General features: G+C 57.2%; 21 protein-coding genes, 4 tRNA genes and 1 other RNA gene. 19 read left to right on the top strand and 7 right to left on the bottom strand.

What is annotated here, in order from left to right; translation table 11 throughout:
- The first annotated feature begins 31 nt into the window (after nt 1-31).
- The gene (locus tag LU196_RS16730; protein WP_232760648.1) at nt 32-2,092 is read left to right on the top strand and encodes an AsmA family protein; all 2,061 of its coding nucleotides are present in this window, start codon (nt 32-34) and stop codon (nt 2,090-2,092) included.
- Here the strand turns inward: LU196_RS16730 and ppiC are convergent, their stop codons facing one another.
- A complete protein-coding gene (gene ppiC, locus LU196_RS16725; RefSeq protein ID WP_232760647.1) occupies nt 2,093-2,374 on the bottom strand; it encodes a peptidylprolyl isomerase PpiC in 282 nt (93 codons plus the stop codon).
- A gap of 76 nt (nt 2,375-2,450) precedes the next feature.
- Here ppiC and rep point away from each other — a divergent pair, with 76 nt between their 5' ends.
- Complete coding sequence (rep, locus tag LU196_RS16720) at nt 2,451-4,475, top strand: DNA helicase Rep (RefSeq protein ID WP_232760646.1); 2,025 nt, start codon at nt 2,451-2,453, stop codon at nt 4,473-4,475.
- Nucleotides 4,476-4,556: 81 nt separating this feature from the next.
- Here the strand turns inward: rep and gppA are convergent, their stop codons facing one another.
- Nucleotides 4,557-6,041 carry a guanosine-5'-triphosphate,3'-diphosphate diphosphatase gene (gene gppA, locus LU196_RS16715; protein ID WP_232760645.1) on the bottom strand — a complete coding sequence of 495 codons (1,485 nt, stop codon included), beginning with the start codon at nt 6,039-6,041 and terminating at the stop codon, nt 4,557-4,559.
- 6 nt (nt 6,042-6,047) lie between these two features.
- Nucleotides 6,048-7,340 carry an ATP-dependent RNA helicase RhlB gene (rhlB, locus tag LU196_RS16710; RefSeq protein ID WP_232760644.1) on the bottom strand — a complete coding sequence of 431 codons (1,293 nt, stop codon included), beginning with the start codon at nt 7,338-7,340 and terminating at the stop codon, nt 6,048-6,050.
- A gap of 115 nt (nt 7,341-7,455) precedes the next feature.
- Between rhlB and trxA the strand changes: the two genes are divergently transcribed.
- The 17 genes from trxA (at nt 7,456) to LU196_RS16625 (ending at nt 21,340) form a co-directional block, all read left to right on the top strand.
- Nucleotides 7,456-7,788, top strand: a complete 333-nt coding sequence (trxA, locus tag LU196_RS16705; protein ID WP_232760643.1) for a thioredoxin TrxA — start codon at nt 7,456-7,458, stop codon at nt 7,786-7,788.
- Between the two features lie 346 nt (nt 7,789-8,134).
- Entirely contained in the window at nt 8,135-9,394 is a 1,260-nt protein-coding gene (gene rho / locus LU196_RS16700; protein ID WP_232760642.1) for a transcription termination factor Rho, read from the top strand.
- 277 nt (nt 9,395-9,671) lie between these two features.
- Nucleotides 9,672-10,760, top strand: a complete 1,089-nt coding sequence (wecA, locus tag LU196_RS16695) for a UDP-N-acetylglucosamine--undecaprenyl-phosphate N-acetylglucosaminephosphotransferase (protein WP_232760641.1) — start codon at nt 9,672-9,674, stop codon at nt 10,758-10,760.
- Between the two features lie 21 nt (nt 10,761-10,781).
- Nucleotides 10,782-11,831, top strand: a complete 1,050-nt coding sequence (gene wzzE / locus LU196_RS16690; RefSeq protein WP_232760640.1) for an ECA polysaccharide chain length modulation protein — start codon at nt 10,782-10,784, stop codon at nt 11,829-11,831.
- Nucleotides 11,832-11,841: 10 nt separating this feature from the next.
- Complete coding sequence (wecB, locus tag LU196_RS16685) at nt 11,842-12,972, top strand: non-hydrolyzing UDP-N-acetylglucosamine 2-epimerase (RefSeq protein ID WP_232760639.1); 1,131 nt, start codon at nt 11,842-11,844, stop codon at nt 12,970-12,972.
- Complete coding sequence (wecC, locus tag LU196_RS16680) at nt 12,969-14,228, top strand: UDP-N-acetyl-D-mannosamine dehydrogenase (protein ID WP_232760638.1); 1,260 nt, start codon at nt 12,969-12,971, stop codon at nt 14,226-14,228. The genes wecB and wecC overlap by 4 nt, the downstream gene beginning before the upstream one ends.
- 73 nt (nt 14,229-14,301) lie before the next feature.
- Complete coding sequence (gene rffC, locus LU196_RS16675) at nt 14,302-15,000, top strand: dTDP-4-amino-4,6-dideoxy-D-galactose acyltransferase (RefSeq protein WP_232760636.1); 699 nt, start codon at nt 14,302-14,304, stop codon at nt 14,998-15,000.
- Entirely contained in the window at nt 14,997-16,127 is a 1,131-nt protein-coding gene (gene rffA / locus LU196_RS16670; protein WP_232760635.1) for a dTDP-4-amino-4,6-dideoxygalactose transaminase, read from the top strand. Before rffC ends, rffA begins: the two co-directional genes overlap by 4 nt.
- Nucleotides 16,127-17,380, top strand: a complete 1,254-nt coding sequence (gene wzxE / locus LU196_RS16665; protein WP_232760634.1) for a lipid III flippase WzxE — start codon at nt 16,127-16,129, stop codon at nt 17,378-17,380. Before rffA ends, wzxE begins: the two co-directional genes overlap by 1 nt.
- Nucleotides 17,377-18,447, top strand: a complete 1,071-nt coding sequence (locus LU196_RS16660) for a TDP-N-acetylfucosamine:lipid II N-acetylfucosaminyltransferase (protein ID WP_232760632.1) — start codon at nt 17,377-17,379, stop codon at nt 18,445-18,447. Before wzxE ends, LU196_RS16660 begins: the two co-directional genes overlap by 4 nt.
- Nucleotides 18,444-19,784, top strand: coding sequence for an ECA oligosaccharide polymerase (gene wzyE, locus LU196_RS16655; protein WP_232760629.1), 1,341 nt, complete (start codon nt 18,444-18,446; stop codon nt 19,782-19,784). Before LU196_RS16660 ends, wzyE begins: the two co-directional genes overlap by 4 nt.
- Nucleotides 19,785-19,812: 28 nt before the next feature.
- The gene (gene wecG, locus LU196_RS16650; protein WP_232760628.1) at nt 19,813-20,547 is read left to right on the top strand and encodes a lipopolysaccharide N-acetylmannosaminouronosyltransferase; all 735 of its coding nucleotides are present in this window, start codon (nt 19,813-19,815) and stop codon (nt 20,545-20,547) included.
- 159 nt (nt 20,548-20,706) lie between these two features.
- A tRNA-Arg gene (locus LU196_RS16645) sits at nt 20,707-20,783 on the top strand.
- 89 nt (nt 20,784-20,872) lie between these two features.
- Nucleotides 20,873-20,948 (top strand) — tRNA-His (locus LU196_RS16640).
- Nucleotides 20,949-20,964: 16 nt separating this feature from the next.
- A tRNA-Leu gene (locus tag LU196_RS16635) sits at nt 20,965-21,051 on the top strand.
- 47 nt (nt 21,052-21,098) lie between these two features.
- Nucleotides 21,099-21,175: transfer RNA gene (locus LU196_RS16630), tRNA-Pro, on the top strand.
- 35 nt (nt 21,176-21,210) lie between these two features.
- Nucleotides 21,211-21,340: non-coding RNA, RtT sRNA (locus LU196_RS16625), on the top strand.
- Nucleotides 21,341-21,968: 628 nt separating this feature from the next.
- Here LU196_RS16625 and hemY read toward each other — a convergent pair.
- Genes hemY through hemC form a run of 4 tightly spaced genes read right to left on the bottom strand, consistent with a single transcriptional unit; the run spans nt 21,969 to nt 25,999 of the window.
- Nucleotides 21,969-23,165 carry a protoheme IX biogenesis protein HemY gene (gene hemY / locus LU196_RS16620; protein WP_232760626.1) on the bottom strand — a complete coding sequence of 399 codons (1,197 nt, stop codon included), beginning with the start codon at nt 23,163-23,165 and terminating at the stop codon, nt 21,969-21,971.
- A gap of 2 nt (nt 23,166-23,167) precedes the next feature.
- Nucleotides 23,168-24,298, bottom strand: a complete 1,131-nt coding sequence (gene hemX / locus LU196_RS16615; protein WP_232760624.1) for a uroporphyrinogen-III C-methyltransferase — start codon at nt 24,296-24,298, stop codon at nt 23,168-23,170.
- Nucleotides 24,299-24,320: 22 nt separating this feature from the next.
- Entirely contained in the window at nt 24,321-25,061 is a 741-nt protein-coding gene (hemD, locus tag LU196_RS16610; protein WP_232760622.1) for a uroporphyrinogen-III synthase, read from the bottom strand.
- Entirely contained in the window at nt 25,058-25,999 is a 942-nt protein-coding gene (gene hemC, locus LU196_RS16605; RefSeq protein ID WP_232760621.1) for a hydroxymethylbilane synthase, read from the bottom strand. Before hemC ends, hemD begins: the two co-directional genes overlap by 4 nt.
- Nucleotides 26,000-26,025 lie beyond the last annotated feature (26 nt).

The raw sequence follows: 26,025 nt of genomic DNA, 5'->3' as shown, positions 1-26,025 counted from the left end.
ACAGAGACGCTATGGCCAAGGAGGAAGCAGCATGTCGCGTACGGGAAAAATAGTCAGCATAACGGCGGGCATTATTGCGTTGCTGGTGGTAATACTCGCCATCGTTATTGCGACGTTTGACTGGAATCGCCTAAAACCCACCATCAATCAAAAAGTTTCCGCAGAGCTGAATCGACCTTTCGCGATTCGCGGCGATCTGGGCGTTAACTGGGCGCGAAACCGCGAAGAGCATGGCTGGCGGAGTTGGGTGCCTTGGCCGTACATTCATGCCGAAGACATTATGCTGGGCAATCCCCCCGGCGTGCCCGATGTCACCATGGTCCATCTGCAACGTGCTGATGCCACCCTGGCGCCGCTGGCGTTACTGCATAAAGAACTCTACCTGCCGTGGATAAAATTGCAGCAGCCGGACGCGCGACTGGTGCAGACCGCCGATAAAAAAAACAATTGGACCTTTACCCTCGCCAGCAGTGAAAACAGCGATCCCAACGCGGCCCCCTCCGCATGGTCATTCCGCCTCGATAATGTGCTGTTTGACCAGGGGCAAGTGCGCTATCGCGATGCGGTCAATAACGCGGATGTGACCGTGCAGATCAATCCGCTCGGCAAGCCGGTGCCTTATGGCCAAGTGGCGGGCGGAGACGACCAACAGAAGGGGGCGGGCGATTTTGTGTTTGGCTGGCAGGCCAAGGGCACGTACAACCAGCAAACGCTGAGCGGGGAAGGCAAGATCGGGGGCATGCTGTCGTTGCGCAGTCAAACCACGCCGTTCCCGCTGCAGTTTGATGTGCGTAACGGCACCACGCGCGTGCGCGCCGCCGGTACGCTGCAAGATCCGCTGAACCTCGGTGGATTGAATGTGCGTCTGCGCTTTTCGGGTGACACGCTGGCCAATTTGTATGGCCTCACCGGCGTGCTGCTGCCCGACACGCCGCCTTATGAAACCGACGGCCATCTGATTGCCCGCTTTAATGATCAGAAAGGCGCGCTTTTCCGCTATGAGAATTTCAACGGGCATATTGGCGACAGCGATATTCATGGCTCGCTGGCGTATCGCCAGGGCAAACCGCGTCCTCTGCTCACGGGCGAGCTGCGCTCGGATCAGCTGAGAATGGCTGATTTGGGGCCGCTGATTGGCGTAAATTCCGGCAAGGGCAGCGAACAAACGCAGCGCGCGAAAGCACAGCGCGGCGAAGCGGCGGCGCAGCCTGCGGACCGCGTACTGCCACATGACCGCTTCGAAACCCAAAGCTGGGGCGCGATGGACGCCGACGTAAAATTCAGCGGCAAACGCATTGAGCACAGCAGTAAGCTGCCTCTGAGCGATCTGTATACCCATCTGCAGTTGAAGGACAGCACGCTGCTGCTCGATCCGCTGCGCTTTGGCATGGCGGGCGGCAGCATCAATACCACTATTCGGCTGGAGGGCGATCGCTCGCCGATGCGGGGTCGCGCGGATCTGCACGCACGTAAGCTGCAACTGCGTCAATTGTTCCCGGGTGTCACGGCGATGCAGCGCAGCCTGGGGCAGCTCAACGGTGATGCCAGCCTGAGCGGAAGCGGCAACTCCGTCGCCGATCTGCTCGGCACCAGCAACGGCGAGCTCAAGCTATTAATGAACGACGGGCTGATTAGTCGCAGCCTGATGGAGATTGCCGGCCTGAATGTGGGCAACTACATCGTCGGCAAACTGTTCGGGGATGACGAGGTACGCATTAACTGCGCCGCCACCGACCTGAATGTGCGTCAGGGCGTGGCCACGCCGCGCATCTTCGTGTTTGATACGGAAAACGCCGTGATCAACGTATCTGGCAACGCCAATTTTGCCAGTGAGCGGCTGGATTTAACCGTCAATCCCGAAAGCAAAGGCGTGCGTGTTATCACACTGCGCTCGCCGCTGTATGTGCGCGGCACCTTTAAAAATCCCGATGCTGGCGTGAAAACCGGGCCGTTGCTGGCACGCGGTGCCGCTGCCGTGGCGCTGGGCACGGTCCTGACGCCCGCGGCGGCGCTGCTGGCGCTGATTTCGCCCAGCGATACGGATGATAACCAGTGCAGTCGCGTACTGCAGCAGATGAAAAATCAGAAGTGATCAGGTGCGCCACAGCACTTTAATGATGTGATAGCCAAAGGCGGTTTTTACCGGTCCATAAGGTTGCAGCAACGGGCAGGTAAACACCGCCTTATCAAAGGCGGGCACCATTTGACCCTTACGAAACTCACCTAAATCACCGCCGTTGCGTCCTGACGGGCAGGTAGAGTGCTTTTTGGCCAACTGTTGAAAGTTGGCGCCCTTCTCCAGCTGCGCCAGCAGCGCGTTGGCCTGTGCTTCCTGTTTCACGAGGATATGTAAAGCTGCCGCTGTTTTCGCCATCTTGAGGTCTCGCTATGTATAATGTGCGGCGCATTATAGCCGCCTTTTGTTCGATCCAACTGAGTGAAATTTCAATATGCGTTTAAACCCCGGCCAACAACGAGCGGTTGAATTTGTCACCGGCCCCTGTCTGGTACTGGCGGGTGCGGGGTCCGGTAAAACCCGCGTGATCACCAACAAAATTGCCCACCTGATTCGCGAATGCGGTTATCAGGCGCGCCACATCGCGGCGGTAACGTTCACCAACAAAGCCTCGCGCGAGATGAAAGAGCGCGTGGCGCAAACGCTGGGGCGCAAAGAAGCGCGCGGGCTGATGATCTCCACGTTCCATACGCTGGGGCTGGAGATCATCAAGCGTGAATATGCCGCCTTGGGCATGAAATCGACCTTTTCCCTGTTTGACGATCAGGATCAGCTGGCGCTGTTGAAAGACCTGACTAAGCAGTGGCTGGAGGAAGACAAAACGCTGCTACAGCAGCTGATTTCCACCATCTCTAACTGGAAAAATGATCTGATCGATCCGCAGGGCGCGGCCGGGCTGGCCAAATCGCAGCGCGATCAGATTTTCGCGCACTGCTATCAGCTCTATGACCAGCATCTCAAAGCGTGCAACGTGCTGGATTTTGACGATCTGATTTTACTGCCGACGCTGCTGTTGCAGCGCAATGAAGCCGTGCGTGAGCGCTGGCAGCAACGCATTCGCTATCTGCTGGTGGATGAGTATCAAGATACCAACACCAGCCAGTATGAACTGGTCAAGTTGCTGGTGGGTGCGCGGGCCCGCTTCACCGTGGTGGGCGACGACGACCAGTCGATTTACTCTTGGCGCGGTGCGCGCCCGCAAAATCTTGTGTTGCTAAAACAGGACTTCCCCGCGCTGGAAGTGGTGAAGCTTGAGCAGAATTACCGCTCTACCCAGCGCATTCTCAAGGCGGCCAATATTTTGATCGCCAACAATCCGCACGTGTTTGAAAAACGCCTGTTCTCCGAACTGGGGCAGGGCAGCGAGCTGAAAGTGCTGAGTGCGAATAATGAAGATCATGAAGCCGAGCGCGTGGCGGGTGAGCTGATTGCCCATCACTTTGTGAACAAGACCGCATACAAAGATTACGCCATTCTTTATCGCGGTAATCATCAGTCGCGGGTGTTTGAAAAGCAGCTGATGCAGAACCGCATCCCTTATCGCATCTCCGGCGGCACCTCTTTTTTCTCACGTCCGGAGATCAAAGATTTGCTGGCCTATCTGCGCGTATTAACCAATCAGGAAGATGACAGTGCCTTTCTGCGCATTGTGAATACACCACGGCGGGAAATTGGCCCGGCGACGCTGCAAAAGCTGGGCGAGTGGGCCACGCTGCGCAGCAAGAGCCTGTTTCATGCCAGCTTTGACATGGGGCTGGCGCAAACGCTGAGCGGTCGCGGGCTGGAACACCTGCAGCGCTTTACACACTGGCTCAATGAGATCATTCAGCTGACCGAACGTGAGCCGGTGAATGCGGTGCGCGATCTGATTCGCGGTATCGATTATGAAAGCTGGCTGTTTGAAACCTCACCCAGTCCCAAAGCCGCAGAAATGCGCATGAAAAACGTCAACACGCTGTTCCAGTGGATGACGGAAATGCTGGAAGGGGATGAGCTCAACGAGCCGATGACGCTGGCGCAGGTGGTCACGCGCTTTACGCTGCGCGACATGATGGAGCGCGGTGAAAGCGATGAAGAGCTGGATCAGGTGCAACTCATGACGCTGCACGCCTCCAAAGGATTGGAGTTCCCCTATGTGTATCTGGTGGGTATGGAGGAGGGGCTGCTGCCGCATCAAAGCAGCATCGATGAGAACAACATCGAAGAGGAGCGGCGGCTGGCTTACGTCGGCATCACGCGTGCGCAAAAAGAGCTGACGTTTACGTTGTGCCGTGAGCGGCGCCAGTATGGCGAGCTGGTGCGGCCCGAACCGAGTCGCTTTTTGCTGGAGCTGCCGCAGGACGACGTGACGTGGGAGCGCGAGAAGAAAGTGGTGAGTGCGGAAGAGCGGATGAAAACCGGGCAAACGCGCGTAGCCGGTCTGCGGGCCATGCTGGAGAAGGCAAAGAAGAGCGAGTAAGCGCAGCCCGGTTCGTTGAGAACAGCGTAGCCTGGCATTAAGACGCTGCGTGCAGGCTGCGCCGGGGCGTAGCCTGCGTTATCAGGAAAGGGTCAGAAGCCAGTGCACGTAAGACTGGTAGTGGCTTTCTTGTTCCAGGAGTTCGGCGCGCAGCGGGTGCGCTTCCAGCCAGCCAGCGGGCAAGGTCAGGTGCAGAGCATCGTCATCGGCGTGCAGGCGCACGGCGGGCAAGGTGTCATCGCGGCGGCGGGTTGAGAAGATAATGGCCAGACGCAGCAGGCGGCTCAAACGTTCAGCCATGCGCGGTGGCACCGCATTTTGCTGCGTCAACAGCGCCAGATCGATACTGCCGCTCTGATTTTGCAGCAGGCAAGCCAGCATTTTTTTCTGCGCTGGGGTGAACCCCGGCAGATCGAGATGGCGAATCAGGTAGGCTGCGTGCTGAGGTGCCTGACGAAAGTCTACGCTGAGGCCGATTTCATGAATCGCACAGGCGCTCATTAGCAGCTCGCGGCTGCGCTGGTCCAGCTTCCAGCGGGTGCTCACCTGGCGGAAAAAGCTCTCTGCCAGCTGCTGAACGCGGCTGGCTTGGTCGACATCGATGGCAAAGCGGCGCTGCACAGTTTGCAGCGTGCGCGTGCGGATATCGCGATCGATAGGCTGGTGTAGCATGCCATAGACCAAGCCTTCACGCAGCGCACCGCCAGCCAGCATCATGCTGTCGATGTTCAGCTCCTGAAAAATGGCGATCAGAATCGACAAGCCGCTGGGGAACACCAGCGCACGCTCCAGCGTTAAGCCTTCAATCTCCAGCTCCTCCAGCTTGCCGCACTGAATGGCGCGCTGCTTGAGCTGCTGCAACTTATTCAGGGTGATGCGCTCATCCATGCCCTGCGCCACCATGATCTCCTGCAAAGCTTGCACCGTGCCGGAAGCGCCTACGCAAATCTGCCAGCCGTTTTCGCGCAGCGCGCCCGCGACAGGGCGGATCATGTCACGCGCGGCGTGTTCGGCTTGGGCAAAATTCTCTTTGGCCAGATGGCGATCGCTGAAAAAACGCTCCAGCCAGGTCACGCAGCCCATCGGCAGGCTAAATAACGAGGTTGCATGCGAGGCAACGCCAGTGACCAGCTCTGTGCTGCCACCGCCGATATCTACCACCAGACGCTGATCGGAACCGCCGGTGGTATGCGCCACGCCCTGATAGATCAGGCGCGCTTCTTCCTCACCGCTGATCACATTGATAGGGCAACCGAGGATCTGTTGTGCCGTAGTGAGAAAGTCCTGCGCGTTCAGCGCGATGCGCAGCGTAGCGGTCGCCACCACGCGGATTTGCGCAGAAGGAATATCCTGAAGCTGCTCAGAAAAAAGTTTAAGGCATTGCCATCCACGTTGCATTGCCTCAATCGAAAGCTGATTGTCTCGATTGAGGCCGGCAGCCAGACGCACTTTGCGCTTAATGCGCGCCACGGTCTGAATACTGCCTGAGACTTCGCGCACCACCAACATATGAAAGCTGTTAGAACCTAAATCAATCGCTGCATAAAGTGACGATGCGCTTAGCATGTGTGCTTAACTCGAACGTTTGCGGTTGTTATTGCGGGGGGCGCCGCGACGGCTGTTGTTGTTCCCACCGCGACGAGGGCCGTTGCCAGAACGGCTGCGCTGCAGGCGTTTCGGTGGCGGCAGATCGTCCAGCAGCGCGTCGCTGTTGTATTTGCTCACGGGAATGCTGTGACCAATATACTCTTCAATCGCTGGCAGGTTGAGCGCGTACTCTTCACAGGCCAGGCTGATAGAGTGCCCGCTGGCACCGGCGCGGCCGGTACGTCCAATGCGATGGACGTAATCTTCGCGATCGTCAGGCAAATCGTAGTTAAACACGTGGGTGACGGCAGGAATGTGCAGACCGCGCGCGGCAACGTCAGTGGCCACGAGGATATCAACATCCCCCTTGGTGAAATCATCCAAAATGCGCAGGCGTTTTTTCTGCGCAACGTCGCCGGTGAGCAGGCCCACGCGATGACCATCGGCCGCTAAATGGCCCCAGATATCTTCACAGCGATGCTTGGTGTTAGCAAAGATAATGGCGCGATCCGGCCACTCTTCTTCTACTAACGTTTGCAGCAGGCGCATCTTCTCTTCGTTGGACGGATAGAAAAGTTCTTCTTTAATGCGGTGGCCGGTTTTTTGCTCCGGTTCCACTTCAACATATTCCGCGTTGTTCATGTGCTCGAACGCCAGTTCCCGCACGCGGTAAGAGAGCGTGGCGGAGAAGAGCATGCTCAGACGCTGCGTAGCGGGCGGCATGCGGCGGAACAGCCAGCGAATGTCTTTAATAAAGCCGAGATCGAACATGCGATCGGCTTCGTCCAGCACCACGACCTGAATGGCGCCCAGGTTGACGTGGTTCTGTTTAGCATAATCGATCAGGCGCCCGGTAGTTCCAACCAGGATGTCCACGCCGTCTGCCAGCACTTTCAATTGCTTATCGTAGCCATCGCCGCCGTAGGCGAGCCCGAGCTTGAGACCAGTTGAGTGTGCCAGTGGCTCCGCATCCGCGTGGATCTGTACGGCGAGCTCACGGGTCGGCGCCATGATCAGCGCGCGCGGCTGATTAATTTGGCGGCCTTCTGCTGGCGGGTGAGAGAGAAGATGATGAAACGTTGACGTCAGAAACGCCATCGTTTTGCCGGTACCGGTTTGCGCCTGACCCGCTACATCACGCCCTGAAAGCGCAAAAGGCAATGCGAGCGCCTGAATAGGCGTGCAATTAGAAAAGCCTTTTGTATCAAGGGCTTCAATTACCTGTGGGTGCAGGGCGAAGTCGGAAAACTTCTGTTCTGTTAAGTGTGTTTTGCTCATAGTGTGGTAGAATATCAGCTTACTATCGCTTTACGAAAGCGTATCCGGTGAAATAAAGTTAACCTAGATGGTTTATTTTACGCCAATTCGCCAGGCATAATTTTTGGAGTTAAACATGAGCAGCGATAAAATCGTTCACTTGACCGATGACAGTTTTGAGACTGACGTGCTGAAAGCCGACGGTGTCACTCTGGTTGATTTTTGGGCTGAGTGGTGTGGTCCTTGCAAAATGATCGCCCCGATTCTCGATGAGATCGCCGATGAGTACGACGGCAAGCTGACTATCGCCAAGTTGAACATCGATGACAACCCGGGCACCGCGCCAAAATATGGCATCCGCGGTATTCCGACCCTGCTGCTGTTTAAGAACGGTGAAGTGGCCGCAACCAAAGTCGGCGCCCTGTCAAAAGGTCAGCTGAAAGAGTTTCTCAACGCAAATCTGGCATAAGCCAGCTGCCGCGTTTTCCAGCAGCGGTGAATTTTTTCACCACTGCTGGACGCCATCCTTTTGACGTGTTAATTTGACGACACTGCATTACGCACTTACCTTGTAGTTTGCATCTAAAGTTTTCCCTTGTCAGACCCTACTCGCTTTGAACGTTTTCGTGGTTTGGCAATCTGACGGCTAGCATCATTCGGCATCACCTTTCGACCGTCTCCACATTTCCTGTCGCCACATCTGACGATAACTGTTGAGCAGAGTCGAAAAAGAGCCATTAACAGGCATGGAATTTTTGCCATACCATTCACGACAAACATTTCGAGAATTACCCCGAGTTTAAGAACCCATCACTATGAATCTTACCGAATTAAAGAATACGCCGGTTTCTGAGCTGATTGTCCTCGGCGAAAATATGGGGCTGGAAAACCAGGCACGTATGCGTAAGCAGGATATTATTTTCTCTATCCTCAAGCAGCACGCGAAAAGTGGCGAAGACATCTTTGGTGATGGTGTGCTGGAGATACTTCAGGATGGATTTGGTTTCCTCCGTTCTGGAGACAGCTCCTACCTCGCCGGTCCTGATGATATCTACGTTTCTCCCAGCCAAATTCGCCGCTTCAACCTCCGCACTGGTGATACCATCTCGGGCAAAATCCGCCCGCCGAAAGAAGGTGAACGCTACTTTGCGCTGTTGAAAGTTAACGAAGTTAACTACGACAAGCCGGAAAACGCGCGCAACAAGATTCTGTTCGAAAACCTGACGCCGCTGCACGCCAACAACCGTTTGCGTATGGAGCGCGGTAACGGCTCTACCGAAGATCTGACCGCTCGCGTGCTGGATCTTGCTTCGCCGATTGGGCGTGGTCAGCGTGGCCTGATTGTCGCACCGCCAAAAGCCGGTAAAACCATGCTGCTGCAGAACATTGCGCAGAGCATCGCTTACAACTATCCAGACTGCGTGCTGATGGTGCTGCTGATCGATGAGCGTCCTGAAGAAGTGACCGAAATGCAGCGTCTGGTGAAAGGCGAAGTGATCGCGTCGACCTTTGACGAACCCGCGTCTCGCCACGTACAAGTTGCAGAAATGGTGATTGAAAAAGCCAAGCGCCTGGTTGAGCACAAAAAAGACGTTATTATCCTGCTTGACTCGATTACCCGTCTGGCGCGCGCCTACAACACCGTGGTACCGGCTTCTGGTAAAGTGTTGACCGGTGGTGTGGACGCGAATGCCCTGCACCGCCCGAAGCGCTTCTTTGGTGCGGCACGTAACGTCGAAGAGGGCGGTAGCTTGACGATCATCGCCACCGCGCTGGTCGATACCGGCTCCAAGATGGATGAAGTCATCTACGAAGAGTTTAAAGGTACAGGTAACATGGAACTGCACCTGTCGCGTAAAATTGCAGAGAAGCGCGTCTTCCCAGCCATTGACTACAACCGCTCAGGTACGCGTAAAGAAGAGCTGCTCACCTCGCAGGAAGAGCTGCAGAAGATGTGGATCTTGCGCAAAATTATCCATCCAATGGGTGAAATTGACGCGATGGAATTCCTCATCAACAAATTGGCAATGACCAAAACCAATGACGAATTCTTCGACATGATGAAGCGCTCGTAAACGGCGCTACACAGGGCGCTTAACCGCGCCCACGCGCTTGCACAATTTGCTAATTTTTTGCTAACGCCACGCCTTAACGTGGCGTTTTTCATTTATGGGCATTAGGATTAGCCCAGTCAGGAAGCACTATAATGATTGTGCCGAAAGCGTGCTGGTTTTTTATACAATCAGACGCCTCGTCGGCAGAATTCGGACTAAGGATATAGGGCAATGGCTGCGACCTTGCGTATGGTTGCCCATGATTTTAGCTGAGAGCGTTAACGTGAATTTACTCACTATGAGTACTGAGCTTGGTTTAGTTTTCCTTTTTACTTTAGCGTTTCTGTTTTTTGCTCGTAAAGCAGCTAAAAAAATTGGGCTTGTTGACACGCCAAACTCCAGAAAACGCCATCATGGTGCTATCCCGCTCGTGGGAGGCATCTCTGTGTACGCCGGGATCTGCTTCGCTTTCGCTATTACCAATTATTATCTGCCGCACGCGCTGCTTTACTTGAGCTGCGCTGGCGTACTGGTGCTGGTCGGCGCACTGGACGACCGCTTTGACATCAGCGTGAAGATTCGCGCCATGGTACAGGCCATTGTCGCCGTAATCATGATGGTGGGCGCCAAACTCTATCTGTTGAGCCTCGGATTCATCATTGGCCCCGTTGAGCTTATTGTCGGGCCTTTCGGCTATGTGCTGACGCTGTTTGCCGTGTGGGCAGCCATCAACGCGTTCAACATGGTCGACGGCATTGATGGCCTGCTGGGCGGGCTCTCCAGCGTGACGTTCGCCGCCATGGGCATCATTCTTTATTTCGACGGGCAAACCAGCCTGGCGATGTGGTGCTTTGCCATGATTGCCGCCACGATACCCTATATTTTATTGAATCTTGGGCTGATTGGTCGGCGCTACAAAGTGTTCATGGGCGACGCCGGCAGCACCATGATTGGGTTCACCATTATCTGGATCCTGTTGGAAACCACCCAGGGTCTGAGCCATCCTATTACGCCCGTCACGGCGCTGTGGCTGATCGCGATCCCGCTGATGGACATGGTTGCCATCATGTATCGTCGCCTGCGTAAAGGCATGAGTCCCTTCTCGGCCGATCGCCAGCACATTCACCATTTGATCATGCGCGCGGGGTTTACTTCTCGTCAGGCGTTTGTACTGATTACGGCTGCGGCAGCCATTCTGGCGGGCATTGGCGTCTTGGGCGAATACCTCGCGTTTATCCCCGAATGGGTCATGCTGATGCTCTTCCTGCTGGCCTTTCTGCTGTATGGCTACTGCCTGAAACACGCCTGGCGCGTGGCGCGTAAAATTCGCCGCATTAAACGTCGCTGGCACAGCAGTAGCGAAGATAAAAATAAATTACCCAGATAAGTACCTGAATAAGGACGCATTATGACCTCTGTCGTTGTGGAGAACGAACTGGATGTGCGTGGCCTCGGCTGCACACTGTGGCGTGGTAAGCGCTGGATTATCGGCTTTGCGCTGCTCTTTGCCCTGCTCGCATGGCTGGCCTCTATGCTGATGAAGCAGGCCTGGAGCACCACCGCCGTCACCGATCGCCCCACGGTAAACATGCTGGGCGACTTCTTCGTACAACAGCAGTTTTTAAATAATCTGGATATGCGCACCAACACGCTGAATCTCAGCACGCCTGCGCCAACGGTCATGGATGAAGTGTATCAGGAGCTCACCATGCAACTGGCCTCGTGGGATACGCGCCGCGACTTCTGGCAGCAAACCGATTATTACAAAAGCCGTAAAAGCGGCAACGCGCACAACGATGCCGCGCTGCTGGACGATCTCATTAACAATATTCAGTACACCCCGGCTGACGCCGCCCACAACGTGCGCGACACCATCAAACTGGTGGCCGAAACCGCCAGCGATGCCAACAATCTGCTGCGTCAATACGTGGCGTATGCCAGCGAGCGTGCAGCTCGCCACTTGAACGCAGAGTTACAGGGAGCATGGCAAGCACGCAGCGAGCAGCTGCAGGCGCAGGTCAAGCGGCAGCAGGAAGTGGCGCAGGCCGTTTTTGACCGCCAGCGTCAGCGCATTGAACAGGCGCTCAGCGTGGCCAGCCAGCAGGGTATTGAAGAAAATCGCGCCCCCGTTTCAGGGGATGCCCTGCCAGACAGCGATCGCTTCCTGTTGGGCCAGCGCATGTTACGCGCACAGCTGGAAACACTGCAGGCCAGCGGGCCTGCCTATGATTTGAGCTATGATCAAAACAGAGCGATGCTGAGCACGCTTCAGGCGGGACCGCGTCTGGATAAACAGTTCCAGACGTACCGCTATCTGCGTACGCCAGAAGAGCCGGTATCGCGCGATAGCCCGCGTCGCCTGTTCATGATGGTCATGTGGGGCGTCATTGGCGCGCTGTTCGGTGCAGGCGTGGCGCTGGCGCGTCGGCCGCGCGCTGCCTCCACCCCCAGCCATTAAGAGAAGCCACGTGAAAGTTTTGACCGTATTTGGCACCCGCCCTGAAGCAATCAAGATGGCGCCGCTGGTGCAGGCGCTGGCGGAGGATGCGGCGTTTGAATCGCGTCTGTGCGTCACTGCTCAACATCGCGAAATGCTCGATCAGGTGCTTCGTCTGTTCCAGCTGCGTCCCGACTATGATCTCAATATCATGCGCCCGGAGCAGGGTCTGACAGAAATCACCAGCCGCATTCTGCTGGGCATGAAAACGGTACTGGCGGATTTCCAGCCAGATGTCGTGCTGGTTCACGGCGACACCACCACCACGTTGGCCGCCAGCCTGGCGGCGTTTTATCACCGTATCCCGGTGGGCCACGTTGAAGCGGGCTTGCGCACCGGTAACCTGCTGTCGCCGTGGCCGGAAGAGGCCAATCGCACGCTAACGGGGCACCTGGCAAGCTACCACTTCACGCCTACCGCAACCTCGCGGATGAATCTGCTGCGTGAGAATTTGCCCGACGGCAGCATTTTTGTCACCGGTAATACGGTAATTGATGCATTACTGTGGGTGCGCGATCGGGTGCTGGACGACGCTGATATCAATGCGCGTTTGGCGGCACGCTATCCTTTCCTCGACGCCGAAAAGAAGCTCATTCTGGTTACAGGACACCGACGTGAAAGCTTTGGTGGTGGCTTTGAGCGTATCTGCAGCGCGCTGGCGCAGATTGCCCGTCAGCATCCGCAGGTGCAAATCGTCTATCCGGTGCACCTCAACCCTAACGTCAGCGAGCCGGTAAACCGGATTTTAAGCGGCATTGATAACATCATCCTGATCGAGCCGCAGGAGTATCTGCCGTTTGTCTGGCTGATGAACCGCGCATGGTTAATTTTGACCGACTCCGGCGGCATTCAGGAAGAGGCGCCCTCGCTCGGCAAGCCGGTGCTGGTGATGCGTGAAACCACCGAGCGCCCCGAAGCAGTGGACGCTGGCACGGTGAAACTGGTCGGCACTGACGTCAACAAAATTGTGGCGGAAGTCAGCGTGCTGCTTGACGACGCCGACGCCTGGCACAGAATGAGCCGCGCCCACAACCCGTACGGCGATGGCACGGCGTGCGCGCGTATTTTGCAGGCCCTGAAACAACACAGAGTAAAAACATGAGTTTTGAAACCATTTCCGTAATCGGACTGGGCTACATTGGGCTGCCAACCGCAGCCGTTTTTGCCTCAAAGGGAATCAACGTCATTGGCGTGGACATCAACGTTCGCGCCGTCGAGACCATCAATCGCGGTGAAATCCACATCGTTGAGCCAGAGCTCGGTGACGTGGTGCGTGCGGCGGTGCACAGCGGGCATCTGCGTGCCACCACGCAGGTTGAAGCGGCGGACGCTTTTTTGATTGCCGTACCCACGCCGTTTATGGGCGACCACCAGCCGGATCTCAGCTATGTGAAAGCCGCCGCGCTGTCGCTGGCACCCGTACTGAAAAAGGGCGATTTGGTGATTCTTGAATCCACCTCGCCGGTGGGCACCACCGAACGCATGGCGACGTGGCTGGCCGAGGCGCGCCCGGATTTGCGCTTCCCGCATCAGGGCGACGATGTCGATGTGTTTGTCGCTTACTGTCCTGAACGCGTTCTTCCAGGCAATGTTATGGTGGAACTGCTGGAAAACGATCGCGTTATCGGCGGAATGACGCCCGCCTGCTCGGCGCGCGCCAGTGCGCTTTATCGCCTGTTCCTGCGCGGTGAATGTGTGGAAACCCACGCGCGCACCGCCGAGCTGTGCAAGCTCACGGAAAACAGCTTTCGCGATGTGAATATCGCGTTTGCCAATGAGCTGTCGCTGATCTGCGCCGAACAGAACATCAACGTCTGGGAATTGATTGCGCTGGCGAACCGCCATCCGCGCGTCAATATTTTGCAGCCCGGACCGGGCGTCGGCGGCCACTGTATCGCGGTCGATCCCTGGTTCATCGTGGCGCAAAATCCGCAGCAGGCGCGCCTGATTCGCACGGCCCGCGAAGTGAATGACAGCAAGCCCGGCTGGGTGCTGGACCGCGTAAAGCAGGCGCTGGCGGAGTGTCTGACCCAAAGCGGGAAACGCGCCAGTGAAGTGACTATCGCCTGCTTCGGCCTGGCCTTTAAACCCAACATCGACGATCTCCGGGAAAGCCCGGCGATGACGGTGGCGCATCTCATTGCTGCGTGGCACAGCGGCACAACGTGGGTCGTGGAGCCGCACGTCGACACCTTGCCCGCGCGGCTGGCGCACGAAGCGACGCTGGTTTCCACGCAGCAGGCGCTGCAGCAGGCGGATATCGTGGTGATGCTGGTGGATCATGCGGCGTTTCGTGCCATTCCGGCCGAACGCGTCACCCAGCCGTGGATTGTTGATACCAAAGGCGTCTGGCGCTAGCGCCCCGCGCTGCCAACGCCAAAAGGGGGTGGCCGATAGCATAGCCACGCCCCACGTTTAAGCCGGGAGCTCCATGTCTGTTTACGTCAATGTCGCGTCTCTGGAATGGGAGAGCGCTTTTTTTGATCAATCTTGCGCGCGCCTGACGCTGGACGGGGAAACCCCGTTAGCGCAGGCGCTCACGCAGCCTTACGCGCTGTGGCAGACTAAAGTGCCCGCTGCGCGCAGCGACGTGATTGATGCGCTGGGGGAGCACGGCTTCCACCTGGTAGAGGGTGAGGCGGATCTTGCCATCACGCTCAAACGTACTGAACGGCAAACCGGTGTCCGCATTGCGCGTGAAGCGCACATTCCCGCGCTGCGCCGCGCTGCGCAGCAGGCGTTTAGCCTGAGCCGCTTCCGCGCGCCCTGGTTTCAGCCTGAGGACAGCGGACGCTTCTATGCGCAGTGGGTTGAGAATGCCGTGCGCGGCACCTTCGACCATCAATGTTTGATCGCCTGTGATGAACACGGTGCGCTACAGGGGTTTGTGTCGATGCGGGAAGCCGACGGTGACATGCGGATTGGCTTACTGGCGGTGCTACCGGAAGCGCAGGGCTGCGGCGTGGGTCAGCGTCTACTGCTGGCGGCGGCAGACTGGGGACGGGCCCGCCAGTTGGAACGGCTGCACGTTGCCACACAGCTCAGCAATCTCACGGCAATGCGACTCTACCTCCGCAGCGGTGCCCGACTCGAGAGCACCGCGTACTGGTTTTACAGGAAGGCACCATGATCCCTTTTAATGCGCCCCCGGTTGTGGGCACTGAACTTGATTATATGCAGTCGGCGATGTCCAGCGGCAAGCTGTGCGGCGATGGTGGATTTACGCGCCGCTGCCAGCAGTGGATGGAGCAGCACTTCGGCAGCAGAAAGGTGCTCTTGACGCCTTCCTGTACCGCATCGCTGGAGATGGCGGCGCTGCTGCTGGATATTCAGCCGGGTGACGAGGTGATCATGCCGAGCTACACCTTTGTCTCAACGGCCAATGCTTTTGTGCTGCGCGGGGCGACCATTGTGTTTGTCGATATCCGCCCGGATACGCTCAACATTGACGAAACGCTAATCGAAGCGGCGATTACCCCCAAAACGCGCGCCATCGTGCCGGTGCATTACGCGGGGGTGGCCTGTGAGATGGATACCATTATGGCGCTGGCGGCCAAACACCAGCTGTATGTGATTGAGGATGCCGCGCAGGGCGTGATGTCGCAGTACAAAGGCCGTGCACTGGGGACCATTGGTCACATCGGTTGCTTTAGCTTCCATGAAACGAAAAACTACACGGCCGGCGGCGAAGGCGGAGCAACATTGATTAATGATGCCGCGCTGGTGGAGCGGGCGGAAATCATTCGCGAGAAAGGCACCAATCGCAGCCAGTTTTTCCGCGGTCAGGTGGATAAATACACGTGGCGTGATATCGGCTCCAGCTATCTGATGGCCGATCTGCAGGCAGCCTATCTGTGGGCGCAGTTGGAGGCCGCTGAGCCCATCAATCAACAGCGTTTGCGGCTCTGGCAGCGCTATCACTCGGCGCTTCAGCCGCTGGCCGCGCAGGGACGCATCGAACTGCCGGTCGTGCCAACGCACGTGCGTCACAATGCGCACATGTTTTACCTTAAGCTGCGCGACAGCGACGATCGCCACGCGCTGATAAACTGGATGAAAGAAGCAGAAATTTTAACCGTGTTCCACTACATTCCGCTGCACACATCGCCTGCGGGACAGCGTTTTGGTCGTTTCCACGGCCAAGATGTACACACGACGCGCGAAAGCGAGCGTCTGCTGCGTTTGCCGCTGTTCTATAACCTGTCGGATAACAATCAGCGCACGGTGATCAGTTCGCTGCTGAGTTTCTTCGCCTGATGTCGCTGGCAAAAGCGTCGGTTTGGACCGCCAGCTCTACGCTGGTGAAGATTGCTGCCGGTTTGCTGGTGGTGAAGCTGTTGGCGATAAGCTTTGGCCCGGAAGGGGTGGGGCAGGCGGGGAATTTCCGTCAGCTTATCACCGTGCTCGGCGTGCTGGCGGGCGCCGGTATTTTTAACGGCGTGACCACCTATGTGGCGCAATTTCGCGCGCAGCCCGCGCGGCTGCGCGCGTTAACCGGCTCTGCGTCAGCCATGGTGCTGGGCTTTTCCAGCCTGGTGGCACTGATTTTTCTGCTGGCGGCCGCGCCGATCAGCCACGCGCTCTTCGGCCACGAACGGTATGCGAACGTCGTGCGCATTGTCGCCTTCCTGCAGATGGGTATCGCCTGGGCTAACCTGGCGCTGGCGCTGCTCAAAGGCTTCCGCGATGCGCGCGGGAATGCGCTGGCCCTGATCTTCGGCAGCCTGCTCGGGGTGATCGGCTATGTGCTGTGCTGGTGGATTGGCGGCTACGCCGGTGCGTTGGTGGGCCTGGCGCTGGTGCCAGCGATGCTGGTGATACCGGCAGTTATCCGGCTGCGCCATCATCGCGCTGAATTACCGCTGCGCTGGTTGGTGCCGGTATGGCAGCCCGCGCAGGTGAAAAACCTGGCAAAATTTACCCTGATGGCATTGATCACCGCCGTGACGCTGCCCGTCGCGTGGGTGATGATGCGAAATCTGCTGGCAGCGCAGCAGGGCTGGGCGCAGGTGGGGCTGTGGCAGAGCGTCACGACCATTTCTGATGCCTACTTACAATTTATCACCGCCACGTTCAGCGTCTGGCTGCTACCCACGCTGGCGCGTCTGGAGCAAAAGCGGGAGATCGCCCGCGAGATTGGCCGCGCGCTGCGCTTTGTGCTGCCGGCGGTGGCGGCCGCCAGCTTTTGCGTGTGGCTGCTGCGCGATGTGGCCATCTGGCTGCTGTTCTCACCGAAGTTTACCGCCATGCGCGACCTGTTTGTCTGGCAGCTGTGCGGAGACGTATTCAAAGTAGGCGCCTACGTTTTCGGGTATTTGGTAATAGCCAAAGCGTCGCTGCGTTTCTATATTCTCACCGAAGTCAGCCAGTTCGTGCTGCTGACCGCGTTTGCACACTGGCTGATCCCCTTGCACGGGGCCACAGGCGCAGCGCAAGCTTATCTGGCGACCTATGTGGTCTATTTCGCGCTCTGCTGTGGCGCTTTTACAATGTATTGCCGAAGAACATGACTTTATTTCACGTGCTGGGTTCTGACATCCCGCATCACAACCAGACGGTTTTACGCTTTTTCAACGATGTGCTGAGCAGCGAGTTTCCCACTGCAACGCCGCGCCGCGTCATGGTGGTATCCCGCGCACCGGACACGCTGCGAGATTACACCCGGCTGGATATTGAAACCTTTGCCAGCAAACGTGCGCTGGCAGAGGCGGTTGCCGCGCGCGCCGCCGATCGCACGCAGCGCTTTTTTTTCCACGGGCAATTTAATCCCTTCATATGGCTGGCGCTGCTGCGCGGCAAAATTCGCGCGCAGCAGGCGTATTGGCACGTGTGGGGCGCGGATTTGTATGAGGAGCGTCGCGGCCTGAAATTCCAGCTGTTTTATCTGCTGCGGCGCCAGGCGCAGCGGCGCGTTGCGCGCGTATTTGCCACGCGCGGCGATTTACACCATTTCGCTCAGCGCGCACCCGACGTGCCGCAGTCGCTGCTCTATTTTCCCACCCGGATGCCAGACGTCGCGGTTCCCGTACCGCAAGCGCCGCACGAACTCACCATGCTGCTCGGCAATTCAGGCGACCGCAGTAATCGCCATATTGAAGGTCTGGCGGCGATTCATGCGCAGTTCGGCGATGCGGTAAAGGTGATCGTGCCGCTGGGTTATCCTGAGAATAATCATGCTTATGTTGATCAGGTTGCGGCGGTAGCACAGCAGTTTTTTCCACAGGGTCAGGTCACACTGCTGCGTGAAAAGCTCGATTTTGACGCCTATCTGCAAGTGTTAAGCCGCTGTCAGCTTGGCTATTTTATGTTTGAGCGCCAGCAGGGCATCGGCACGCTGTGTCTGCTGATTCAGGCCAATATTCCGTTTGTGCTTACGCGCAACAATCCGTTCTGGCGCGATCTCAGCGAGCAGGGTTTGCCGGTGCTGTTCAGCGATGACGAGCTGGACGCGGCGCGTGTGGCTGAGGCCCGCCGCCAACTTATGCTGTGTGATAAATCTGCCATCGCGTTTTTCGCGCCGGGCTATTTAACCGGATGGCGCGACGCGCTGGCCGCGAGCGAAGGGGAATCCGCATGAGCCTGGCGCAGTTTAGCGGTCTGCTGGTGGTGTATCTGTTCTCACTGGGGTTTATTTTGACCCTGACGTGGCGCGAGTTTAAGCGGGTGCGCTTCAACTTCCATATTTTTTTCACCGTGCTGTTTTTACTGACCTTTTATTTCGGTTTTCCCCTGACCAGCGTGCTGGTATTTCGTTTTAACGTCAACGTGGTGCCCGCAGGCTATCTGCTGCAGGCGCTGCTCGCCGCCACCGCGTTTTACGCCATTTATTACGTCAGCTATAAAGTGCGCCTGCGGCCTGGCGGCGCACCGCCGGCAAAACCGTGGCTGCAGATGAACCGTGTTGAAACCCATCTGACCTGCCTGCTTCTGGCGCTGGTGGCGATAGGCACGGTAACGGTGTTTTTCATGCACAACGGTCTGCTGCTGTTTCGGCTCTCCGCCTATAACCAGATCTTCTCCAGCGACGTGTCGGGCGTGGCGCTGAAGCGCTTTTTCTACTTCTTTATTCCGGCCATGCTGATTCGCTACTTCCTGAAGCCGACGCAGGCACAATGGCTGAAGTTCCTCGCGGTATCAGTGATGTTTGGCTTGTTGACCTATGCCTTGGTGGGCGGGACGCGAGCCAACATCATCATCGCCTTTGCGCTGTTTCTGTTTATTGGCATAACGCGCGGCTGGATCACGCTGTGGATGTTGGTGGGCGCGGGGGTAATGGCGATTGGCGGCATGTTCTGGCTGGCGCTGCGTCGTTATAATCTGGATGTGGTGGGTGACGAAGCCTTCTACACCTTCCTGTATCTGACGCGCGACACCTTTTCGCCATGGGAAAATTTGGCGCTGCTGCTCCAGAACTATGACAAGATCGATTTTCAGGGATTGGCGCCCATGTGGCGTGATTTCTATGTGTTTATTCCCAGCTGGCTGTGGCCCGATCGGCCGTCGATGATCCTGAACAGTGCCAACTACTTTACGTGGGAAGTGCTAAATAACCACTCCGGACTGGCTATTTCACCCACGCTGTTAGGCTCGCTGGTGATCATGGGCGGCGTGTGGTTCATTGCACCCGGTGCCGTCGCCGTAGGGCTGCTGATGAAAGGTTTTGATACCCTTTATCAGCAGGGCCGTAGCGACAGTAACCGCTATACCGGCGCCATCCTTCAAAGTTTCTGCTTTGGCGCGGTCTTCAACATGATTGTGCTGGCGCGTGAGGGGTTAGACGCCTTTGGCTCGCGCGTCGTGTTCTTCTGCCTTATTTTTACCGCCTGTGTGATGGTGGCTAAATTGCTGTATCGGCTGCTGGCGCGCGCGGGACTTATTCGTCCGCGCGCCACGGTCTTACACAGCGCTTCTTAACCTTTGGGTACGACGGGAAAACGCATCAATGGAAAGCGATAAGCCGCGCTATAGCCTGCGCGGAATCGAACTGCACGCATTCAGTGACATGGAGAGTTTTCTGCATTTTTTAGTGCCACAAGGCGTGCCACGCTGCGGCACGCTGGTGGCGATCAACGCCGAGAAAATGCTCACGCTGGAGCAGGATGCGCAGCTGCGCGCGCTCATTGCCGAGGCGGAATTTAAATATCCGGATGGCATCAGTATCGTGCGCTCGCTGCGCAAGAAATATCCTCAGCTTGAGGTTAACCGTATTGCCGGAGCCGATCTTTGGGAAGCGCTTATGGCACGCGCAGGACGTGAAGGCATTCCGGTGTTTCTGATCGGCGGTCAGCAAACGGTACTGCAGGAAACCTGCGCCAAGCTGCGTCAGCAGTGGAACGTGAATATCGTCGGCAGCCAGGATGGCTACTTTGCCCCGGAGGAGCGCGCTGCGCTATTTGCGCGTATCGCGGCCAGCCAAGCACAGATTGTGACGGTGGCGCAGGGCTCGCCGCGTCAGGAGCTGTTGATGCGTGACTGCCGTGCGCACTGGCCGCATGCGCTCTATATGGGCGTTGGCGGGACTTACGATGTGTTCACCGGACACGTGGCGCGCGCGCCAAAAAGCTGGCAAAAACTGGGGCTGGAGTGGCTCTATCGCCTCATCAGGCAACCTTCACGCTGGCGACGTCAGTTAAAACTGCTGAAATATTTGCGTTACCACCTGCGTGGCGATCTCTGATATCGCTGGTTTTTTCCACAATTGAGGCGGGTGCCGGACGCAAATTGCAGTATTTATCGACGGAATGCACAAAGCGTAAGCAAATGCGCTTTTTTTCTAAAAAAAGCGCTGGACAGGATCGGGTCAAGTCCGTAGTATGCCCATCCGCAACGGCGCTACGCGCCCGTAGCTCAGCTGGATAGAGCGCTGCCCTCCGGAGGCAGAGGTCTCAGGTTCGAATCCTGTCGGGCGCGCCATTTATCTTGGGCGCAAGAGCTTCGGTGGTTGGATTGACCGCGTTATGCAGTGAAAAGTAAGCGTTTAGCGCTTACGCACCAGAATTATGGTGGCTATAGCTCAGTTGGTAGAGCCCTGGATTGTGATTCCAGTTGTCGTGGGTTCGAGTCCCATTAGCCACCCCAGATTTTGCTGGGACATGCGAAGGTGGCGGAATTGGTAGACGCGCTAGCTTCAGGTGTTAGTGTTCTTACGGACGTGAGGGTTCAAGTCCCTCTCTTCGCACCAGGCAAAATTACGCGGTAGCGTGAAGGCAGTACAAAGTAGTAAAAAATCGGCGAGTAGCGCAGCTTGGTAGCGCAACTGGTTTGGGACCAGTGGGTCGGAGGTTCGAATCCTCTCTCGCCGACCATATTCGAAAAGCCTGCTTGAAAAAGCAGGCTTTTTTCGTTTTGTGCTACAAAGAGGATGAGAACCTCCGAAGGCGATTTGCGCCGAGCGCAGCGAGACAACGCTGCGCCAGCAGCGGCCCGAAGGGCGCTTACCGGCGGTAAGCGTCATCCTCTCTCGCCGACCCTATTCGAAAAGCCTGCTTGAAAAAGCAGGCTTTTTTCGTTTTGTGCGCCTAAGCGCGCGTGAAGAGTCTCCGCCACGTCCGTAGAGGGTCTGTGATTAAGGCCGAACGCGTGCTTGGGCGCAGCGTTTATCTTGGGTTGTCGTCAGATTGAGACGTATAACCTATTGAAGATAAGCCGTTTTACGCAACCTTGCATTGGCTGTCGCTGTGCGGCGACGCATAGCGTGCGCGTTGTCACAGATTGGCGACATACGGCGAGCCAGGTGGCGTTGTACATTTCCACAGGTTATTGAATAATAATGATTTATGTTTTCTGCCGCACCTTTGGCACGCCTTGTGCAATACTAACTGTGTAGATGCTCATTCCACTCCTTATGTTTGCTGATGCAACATAAACCTGGGAATGACGCAGAGCCCCTTATGGTATCCGTTGTCCAATCGGCAGTAACGCGCAAGCGCTACTGTAGTCAGAAGGACATTACGTTGAGTCGGATACCCTCAGTTGTCTTAGCGACCTGATGTTACACCTGCCACCGGCAGGTGTTTTTTTTTGCGTCGACGCTGCGCCGGCGTGTTTCAGGCATAAAAAAGCCGGGACAAGCCCGGCGTATGTGATACGTAGACAGCGTTATGCGGGGGGATTGGTTTTCAGCGTGCGCAGTAACCCTTCACGGCGCATTTTCGCTGCATCCTCTGGGCGGTGCAGTCGGTCGTAAACATCCGCTAACCAAGCGAAATCAAACGCATCCGGCCGCTGGGCCAGCGCCTGTTCAAACGCCTCTGCCGCCTGCTGCCATTCGCCGTGGCGCATGAGCATCTGTCCCAGCGTACTGTGCAGCAGCGGCGTGGCGCCGTGCTGTTTAATTTGCTGGCGTAGCGCTTTCTCTAGCGCCTGTGGATCGCCACTGTTGATGCGCGGCATTAACAGCACCAGCCGATCGTCATACTGGCGCTTGAGGCCTTCCAGTACGATAGCCTGCGCCGTATCGTGGTCGTCACACTCAATCAAATGTTCTGCCATCGCCACCTGCAGCGCCGTTTCCTGACGCGTCTTACGGCTCTGGTTGCGCCACCATTTTTTCAGCCCTTCGCTGCCCTGATCGGCCATGGCCTGATTCATCAAGCCCAGCCATGCCTGCTGCTGTAGCGCGTGACGCTTGTCTTCATCGTTAAGCTGCACTTTTTGCATAGCGGGCAGGATGTCCAGCAGCGCGCCCCACGCGCCAGTGCGAATATATGCCTGCTCGGCGAGACGCAGCACTTCAGGATGGCGCGGTGCGACCTCCAGCAAGCGATCGATACCGTGGCGCGCCGCGTGATCCTCATTGCGCGCCAGCTGCAAGCGCACGCGGGTAATCTCCACGGGAATGGTATCGTTCTCAGAGAGTTCAGCGGCGCGTGACAGATGCTGGTTCGCCCGCACCTCGTCTCCGCGCTGCTGCGCCGCCTCGGCGGCCAGCAAATAGTTGGCAACCGGCTGTTCAGCGTGATCGGCGTTTTTAGACAGCAGTTTCTCAACCTGTTTAAAGTCGCCTTCTGCCAGTTTCATCAGGGCGTTCTGCGTGTGGCGCTGGGCGCTGCGGCGCTTGCGGCTCATAAACCAGCCGCGCGTGCGTGCGCCGGTCCGAAACAGGCGACGCAGTACCCATTCAACCAGCAGAATGACCAGAAGACTTAGGATCAAAATGATCGCCAGACCGGTGACGCTGGTTTCGATATTCCAGTTATCGGTCTGGATCAACACATATCCCTGATGCCCGGCAACCATCGGGCCCAGTACCACGCCAGCAATCAGCAGCAGGAAAAGCACCAATACTTTCAGCATGGTTAGCCTCCCTGTTGCTGCGCTGAAACCGACGGCTGTGCCAGTAAGTTTCGCACGCGGGTTTGCATCAATTTTTCCAGCAGGGCCTGACTTTCCAGCGTATCGGGAACATCCATCGCGATATTTTGCTGGCTCAGCTCATCCAGCTGTGCGAGGAACGCTTTGGTGGCGGCATCATTGGTGTCGTACCAGGCGCGCACCCACGTGGAGACGGCATCAATAGACTGCTTATAGATTTCATCCTGATGACGCGGAACGGCCTGAGCGGCAATTAACAGACGTGAGCGAATATTCTCGCGGAGGTACACATCCTGATTCGGCGCCAGCAATGGTTGTGCGGTGTTATCACGACGGCGGATGGTAATGAAATCATCCATAAAGTTGTGCCAGCTCTTCACCAAATTCTGGCGCCACTCTTTGAGCGAGCTGGAGAGTTCGCCGCTGTCGGCATCCATCGGTGAGTCGTCGCTGTCGTTATCAGCCAGGCGGAGATTGTCGACGCCGTTCGAAAGCTGATTGAGCTTGAGAATGATGCCATCGTAGTCCACCTGGCTCACCGCAGAGAGCGTGCTAATATCCTGCGTCAGCGCGCGGCGCACGTTCATGACGCTGGGATCGTTCATCTCAGCCAGACTGGTGTCGGCGCTTTTCAACAGCGCGGCGGCGGTGGTGACATCTTGATCGCTCCACAGCTTGCGGCCCGCGAGCTTGACCAGGTAGTCCGCCTGCGCCAGCAGCCAGGTGCGGGTATCATTGCCGGAAATGGTGGCGACTTTGTCGCGCAGGCTTTCCAGCTCTTTGGCGCTGTTATCCTGCTGCGTGCGCGCTTCCTGCAGCGCGGCTTGGGTGCTATCGAGCTGTTGGGTGAGTTGTTTTTTATCGCTGCCCAACTGCTGCTGCAGGGCGCTTAACTGCTCGCTGAGTGCCTGGTTGGTTTGCGCCTGTGAATCGGCCTGATGTTTCCCATTAAGGTAAAGTCCGGCGCCAATCGCCAGCGCGATGACAATCGCCACGGCACTCAGCATTTTTCCATCACGTTTTTTATCGCGCGGTGGTTTGCCGGGTTGAGTCGACGGCTTGTCCGCTGAAGTGGTTTCTTCAACCATGGCGGAGGCGTCTTTTTGTTCCGTCATTATGGCTTTCCCATTGTTAAGTTCAGCGTAACGCGCGCAGCAGCGCGTCGTTATCGGCACCATCGGCTACGTCAACGTCCTGCCAGCCTAATTCGGCAGCCTGCGTAGCCAAACGTTCACTGACGACAATCAGTCGGCAGTGCAAAAGCCATTCCCGGCGATCGATTGGCGGAAATAGCGCAAACAGTTGTTGTAACATCTCGCCGCTGGTTACCACCAGCGTGGTAATACCGCGATCGCGCCAGCGACGACCTTCAATCGCGCCGTCATAGCGCTTTTCACAGCGTTGATAACACTCGCAATACGCCACGTGCGCGCCGCGGGCAACCAGCGTTTCCGCCAGCAGCTCACGGCCTGGGCTGCCGCGCAGGATTAACGCACGCTTGCCGTTCACCTGCTGGAGAGCATGAAGACGCACCAGCTCTTCGCTGGTTTCCCGCGCATGAGGATAGTCTACTTTCAGATTTGTGACGGTATGCAGCGCCAGCGCGGTGCTGCGCCCAATAGCATAATAGTCGAGGTCGTCTCGCCATGCCGCTGCGCTCGCCTGCATAACCGGATGCGCGAAGTGCACCACTTGCTGTGACAGGAGAAAAACCAGATCGCCTGGCTGCAGCGTGGCAAGCGTTTGTGGCAGAGAAGAGAGATCGCGACCCGGCGTAAATTCAATGAGCGGGAGCGTCCACGCCAGCTTGCCAAGCGTACGCAGTCGGGCGACCAGTTCGCTGGCGGCGGGCTCTGGCCGGGTCACAAGAATCGTCATACGGGCGGCTGTCCCTGATAGACTTCATGCAGGATTTCACGCGCGCCGCCGTTGAGCAACTCGTCGGCCAATGAAATGCCCATGTGTTCAGCCTGATCGCGGGGGCCGCGGCGTTCGCCGACCACCATTTGATGGCCATCTGGCGAGCCCACCAGCCCGCGTAGCCACAGCTCATCGCCTTCCAGCACGGCGAAGCTGCCAATCGGCACCTGGCAACCGCCTTCAAGACGGGTATTCATGGCGCGTTCCGCACGCACGCACACCGCCGTATCACTGTGATTAAGGGCGCTCAGCAGCGTGATCAACTCGGCGTCATCGAGCCGGCATTCAATACCCACGGCGCCTTGTCCCACGGCGGGCAGCGAATATTCAGCGGGCAGCGCCTGGCGGATGCGGCTCTCCAGCCCCAGTCGCTTTAGGCCTGCCGCTGCCAGAATAATGGCGTCGTATTCACCTGCATCAAGCTTACTGAGACGGGTGCCGACGTTGCCACGCAGCGAGCGAATAATCAGGTCGGGACGACGGGCGCTAATTTGACACTGACGACGCAGGCTCGAGGTGCCAACAATGGCGCCCTGAGGAAGCTCATCAAGGGAGGCGTAACGGTTAGAAACAAAGGCGTCGCGCGGATCGTCGCGCTCGCAAATCGTTACAAGGCCTAACCCTTCAGGAAACGCGACGGGCACATCTTTCATGGAGTGCACCGCAAGATCGGCGCGATTTTCCAGCATCGCCTGTTCAAGCTCTTTAACAAACAGTCCCTTACCACCTACTTTGGCGAGCGGCGTATCAAGGATGATGTCACCTTTGGTGACCATCGGCACCAGCTCAACGCGCAGGCCGGGATGGGCCGCCATTAGACGCTGTTGAACATATTGTGCCTGCCATAAAGCGAGGGGACTTTGCCTGGTAGCAATTCTGAAAATTTTGTTTAACATGCTGTTAACCATTTTGATCGTTCATC

It is taken from the genome of Pantoea sp. Mb-10, from assembly GCF_021272205.1.
GTDB lineage: Bacteria > Pseudomonadota > Gammaproteobacteria > Enterobacterales > Enterobacteriaceae > Pantoea.
Note: the sequence above shows the minus strand (reverse complement) of the source record. Positions and strands in the feature narration are given on the sequence as shown.

Bases quoted from the DNA above. Each gene is read 5' to 3' on its own strand.
- LU196_RS16730 (WP_232760648.1), top strand. From the start codon at position 32: ATGTCGCGTACGGGAAAAATAGTCAGCATAACGGCGGGCATTATTGCG.
- ppiC (WP_232760647.1), bottom strand. From the start codon at position 2,374: ATGGCGAAAACAGCGGCAGCTTTACATATCCTCGTGAAACAGGAAGCA.
- rep (WP_232760646.1), top strand. From the start codon at position 2,451: ATGCGTTTAAACCCCGGCCAACAACGAGCGGTTGAATTTGTCACCGGC.
- gppA (WP_232760645.1), bottom strand. From the start codon at position 6,041: ATGCTAAGCGCATCGTCACTTTATGCAGCGATTGATTTAGGTTCTAAC.
- rhlB (WP_232760644.1), bottom strand. From the start codon at position 7,340: ATGAGCAAAACACACTTAACAGAACAGAAGTTTTCCGACTTCGCCCTG.
- trxA (WP_232760643.1), top strand. From the start codon at position 7,456: ATGAGCAGCGATAAAATCGTTCACTTGACCGATGACAGTTTTGAGACT.
- rho (WP_232760642.1), top strand. From the start codon at position 8,135: ATGAATCTTACCGAATTAAAGAATACGCCGGTTTCTGAGCTGATTGTC.
- wecA (WP_232760641.1), top strand. From the start codon at position 9,672: ATGAGTACTGAGCTTGGTTTAGTTTTCCTTTTTACTTTAGCGTTTCTG.
- wzzE (WP_232760640.1), top strand. From the start codon at position 10,782: ATGACCTCTGTCGTTGTGGAGAACGAACTGGATGTGCGTGGCCTCGGC.
- wecC (WP_232760638.1), top strand. From the start codon at position 12,969: ATGAGTTTTGAAACCATTTCCGTAATCGGACTGGGCTACATTGGGCTG.
- rffC (WP_232760636.1), top strand. From the start codon at position 14,302: ATGTCTGTTTACGTCAATGTCGCGTCTCTGGAATGGGAGAGCGCTTTT.
- rffA (WP_232760635.1), top strand. From the start codon at position 14,997: ATGATCCCTTTTAATGCGCCCCCGGTTGTGGGCACTGAACTTGATTAT.
- wzxE (WP_232760634.1), top strand. From the start codon at position 16,127: ATGTCGCTGGCAAAAGCGTCGGTTTGGACCGCCAGCTCTACGCTGGTG.
- LU196_RS16660 (WP_232760632.1), top strand. From the start codon at position 17,377: ATGACTTTATTTCACGTGCTGGGTTCTGACATCCCGCATCACAACCAG.
- wzyE (WP_232760629.1), top strand. From the start codon at position 18,444: ATGAGCCTGGCGCAGTTTAGCGGTCTGCTGGTGGTGTATCTGTTCTCA.
- wecG (WP_232760628.1), top strand. From the start codon at position 19,813: ATGGAAAGCGATAAGCCGCGCTATAGCCTGCGCGGAATCGAACTGCAC.
- hemY (WP_232760626.1), bottom strand. From the start codon at position 23,165: ATGCTGAAAGTATTGGTGCTTTTCCTGCTGCTGATTGCTGGCGTGGTA.
- hemX (WP_232760624.1), bottom strand. From the start codon at position 24,298: ATGACGGAACAAAAAGACGCCTCCGCCATGGTTGAAGAAACCACTTCA.
- hemD (WP_232760622.1), bottom strand. From the start codon at position 25,061: ATGACGATTCTTGTGACCCGGCCAGAGCCCGCCGCCAGCGAACTGGTC.
- hemC (WP_232760621.1), bottom strand. From the start codon at position 25,999: ATGTTAAACAAAATTTTCAGAATTGCTACCAGGCAAAGTCCCCTCGCT.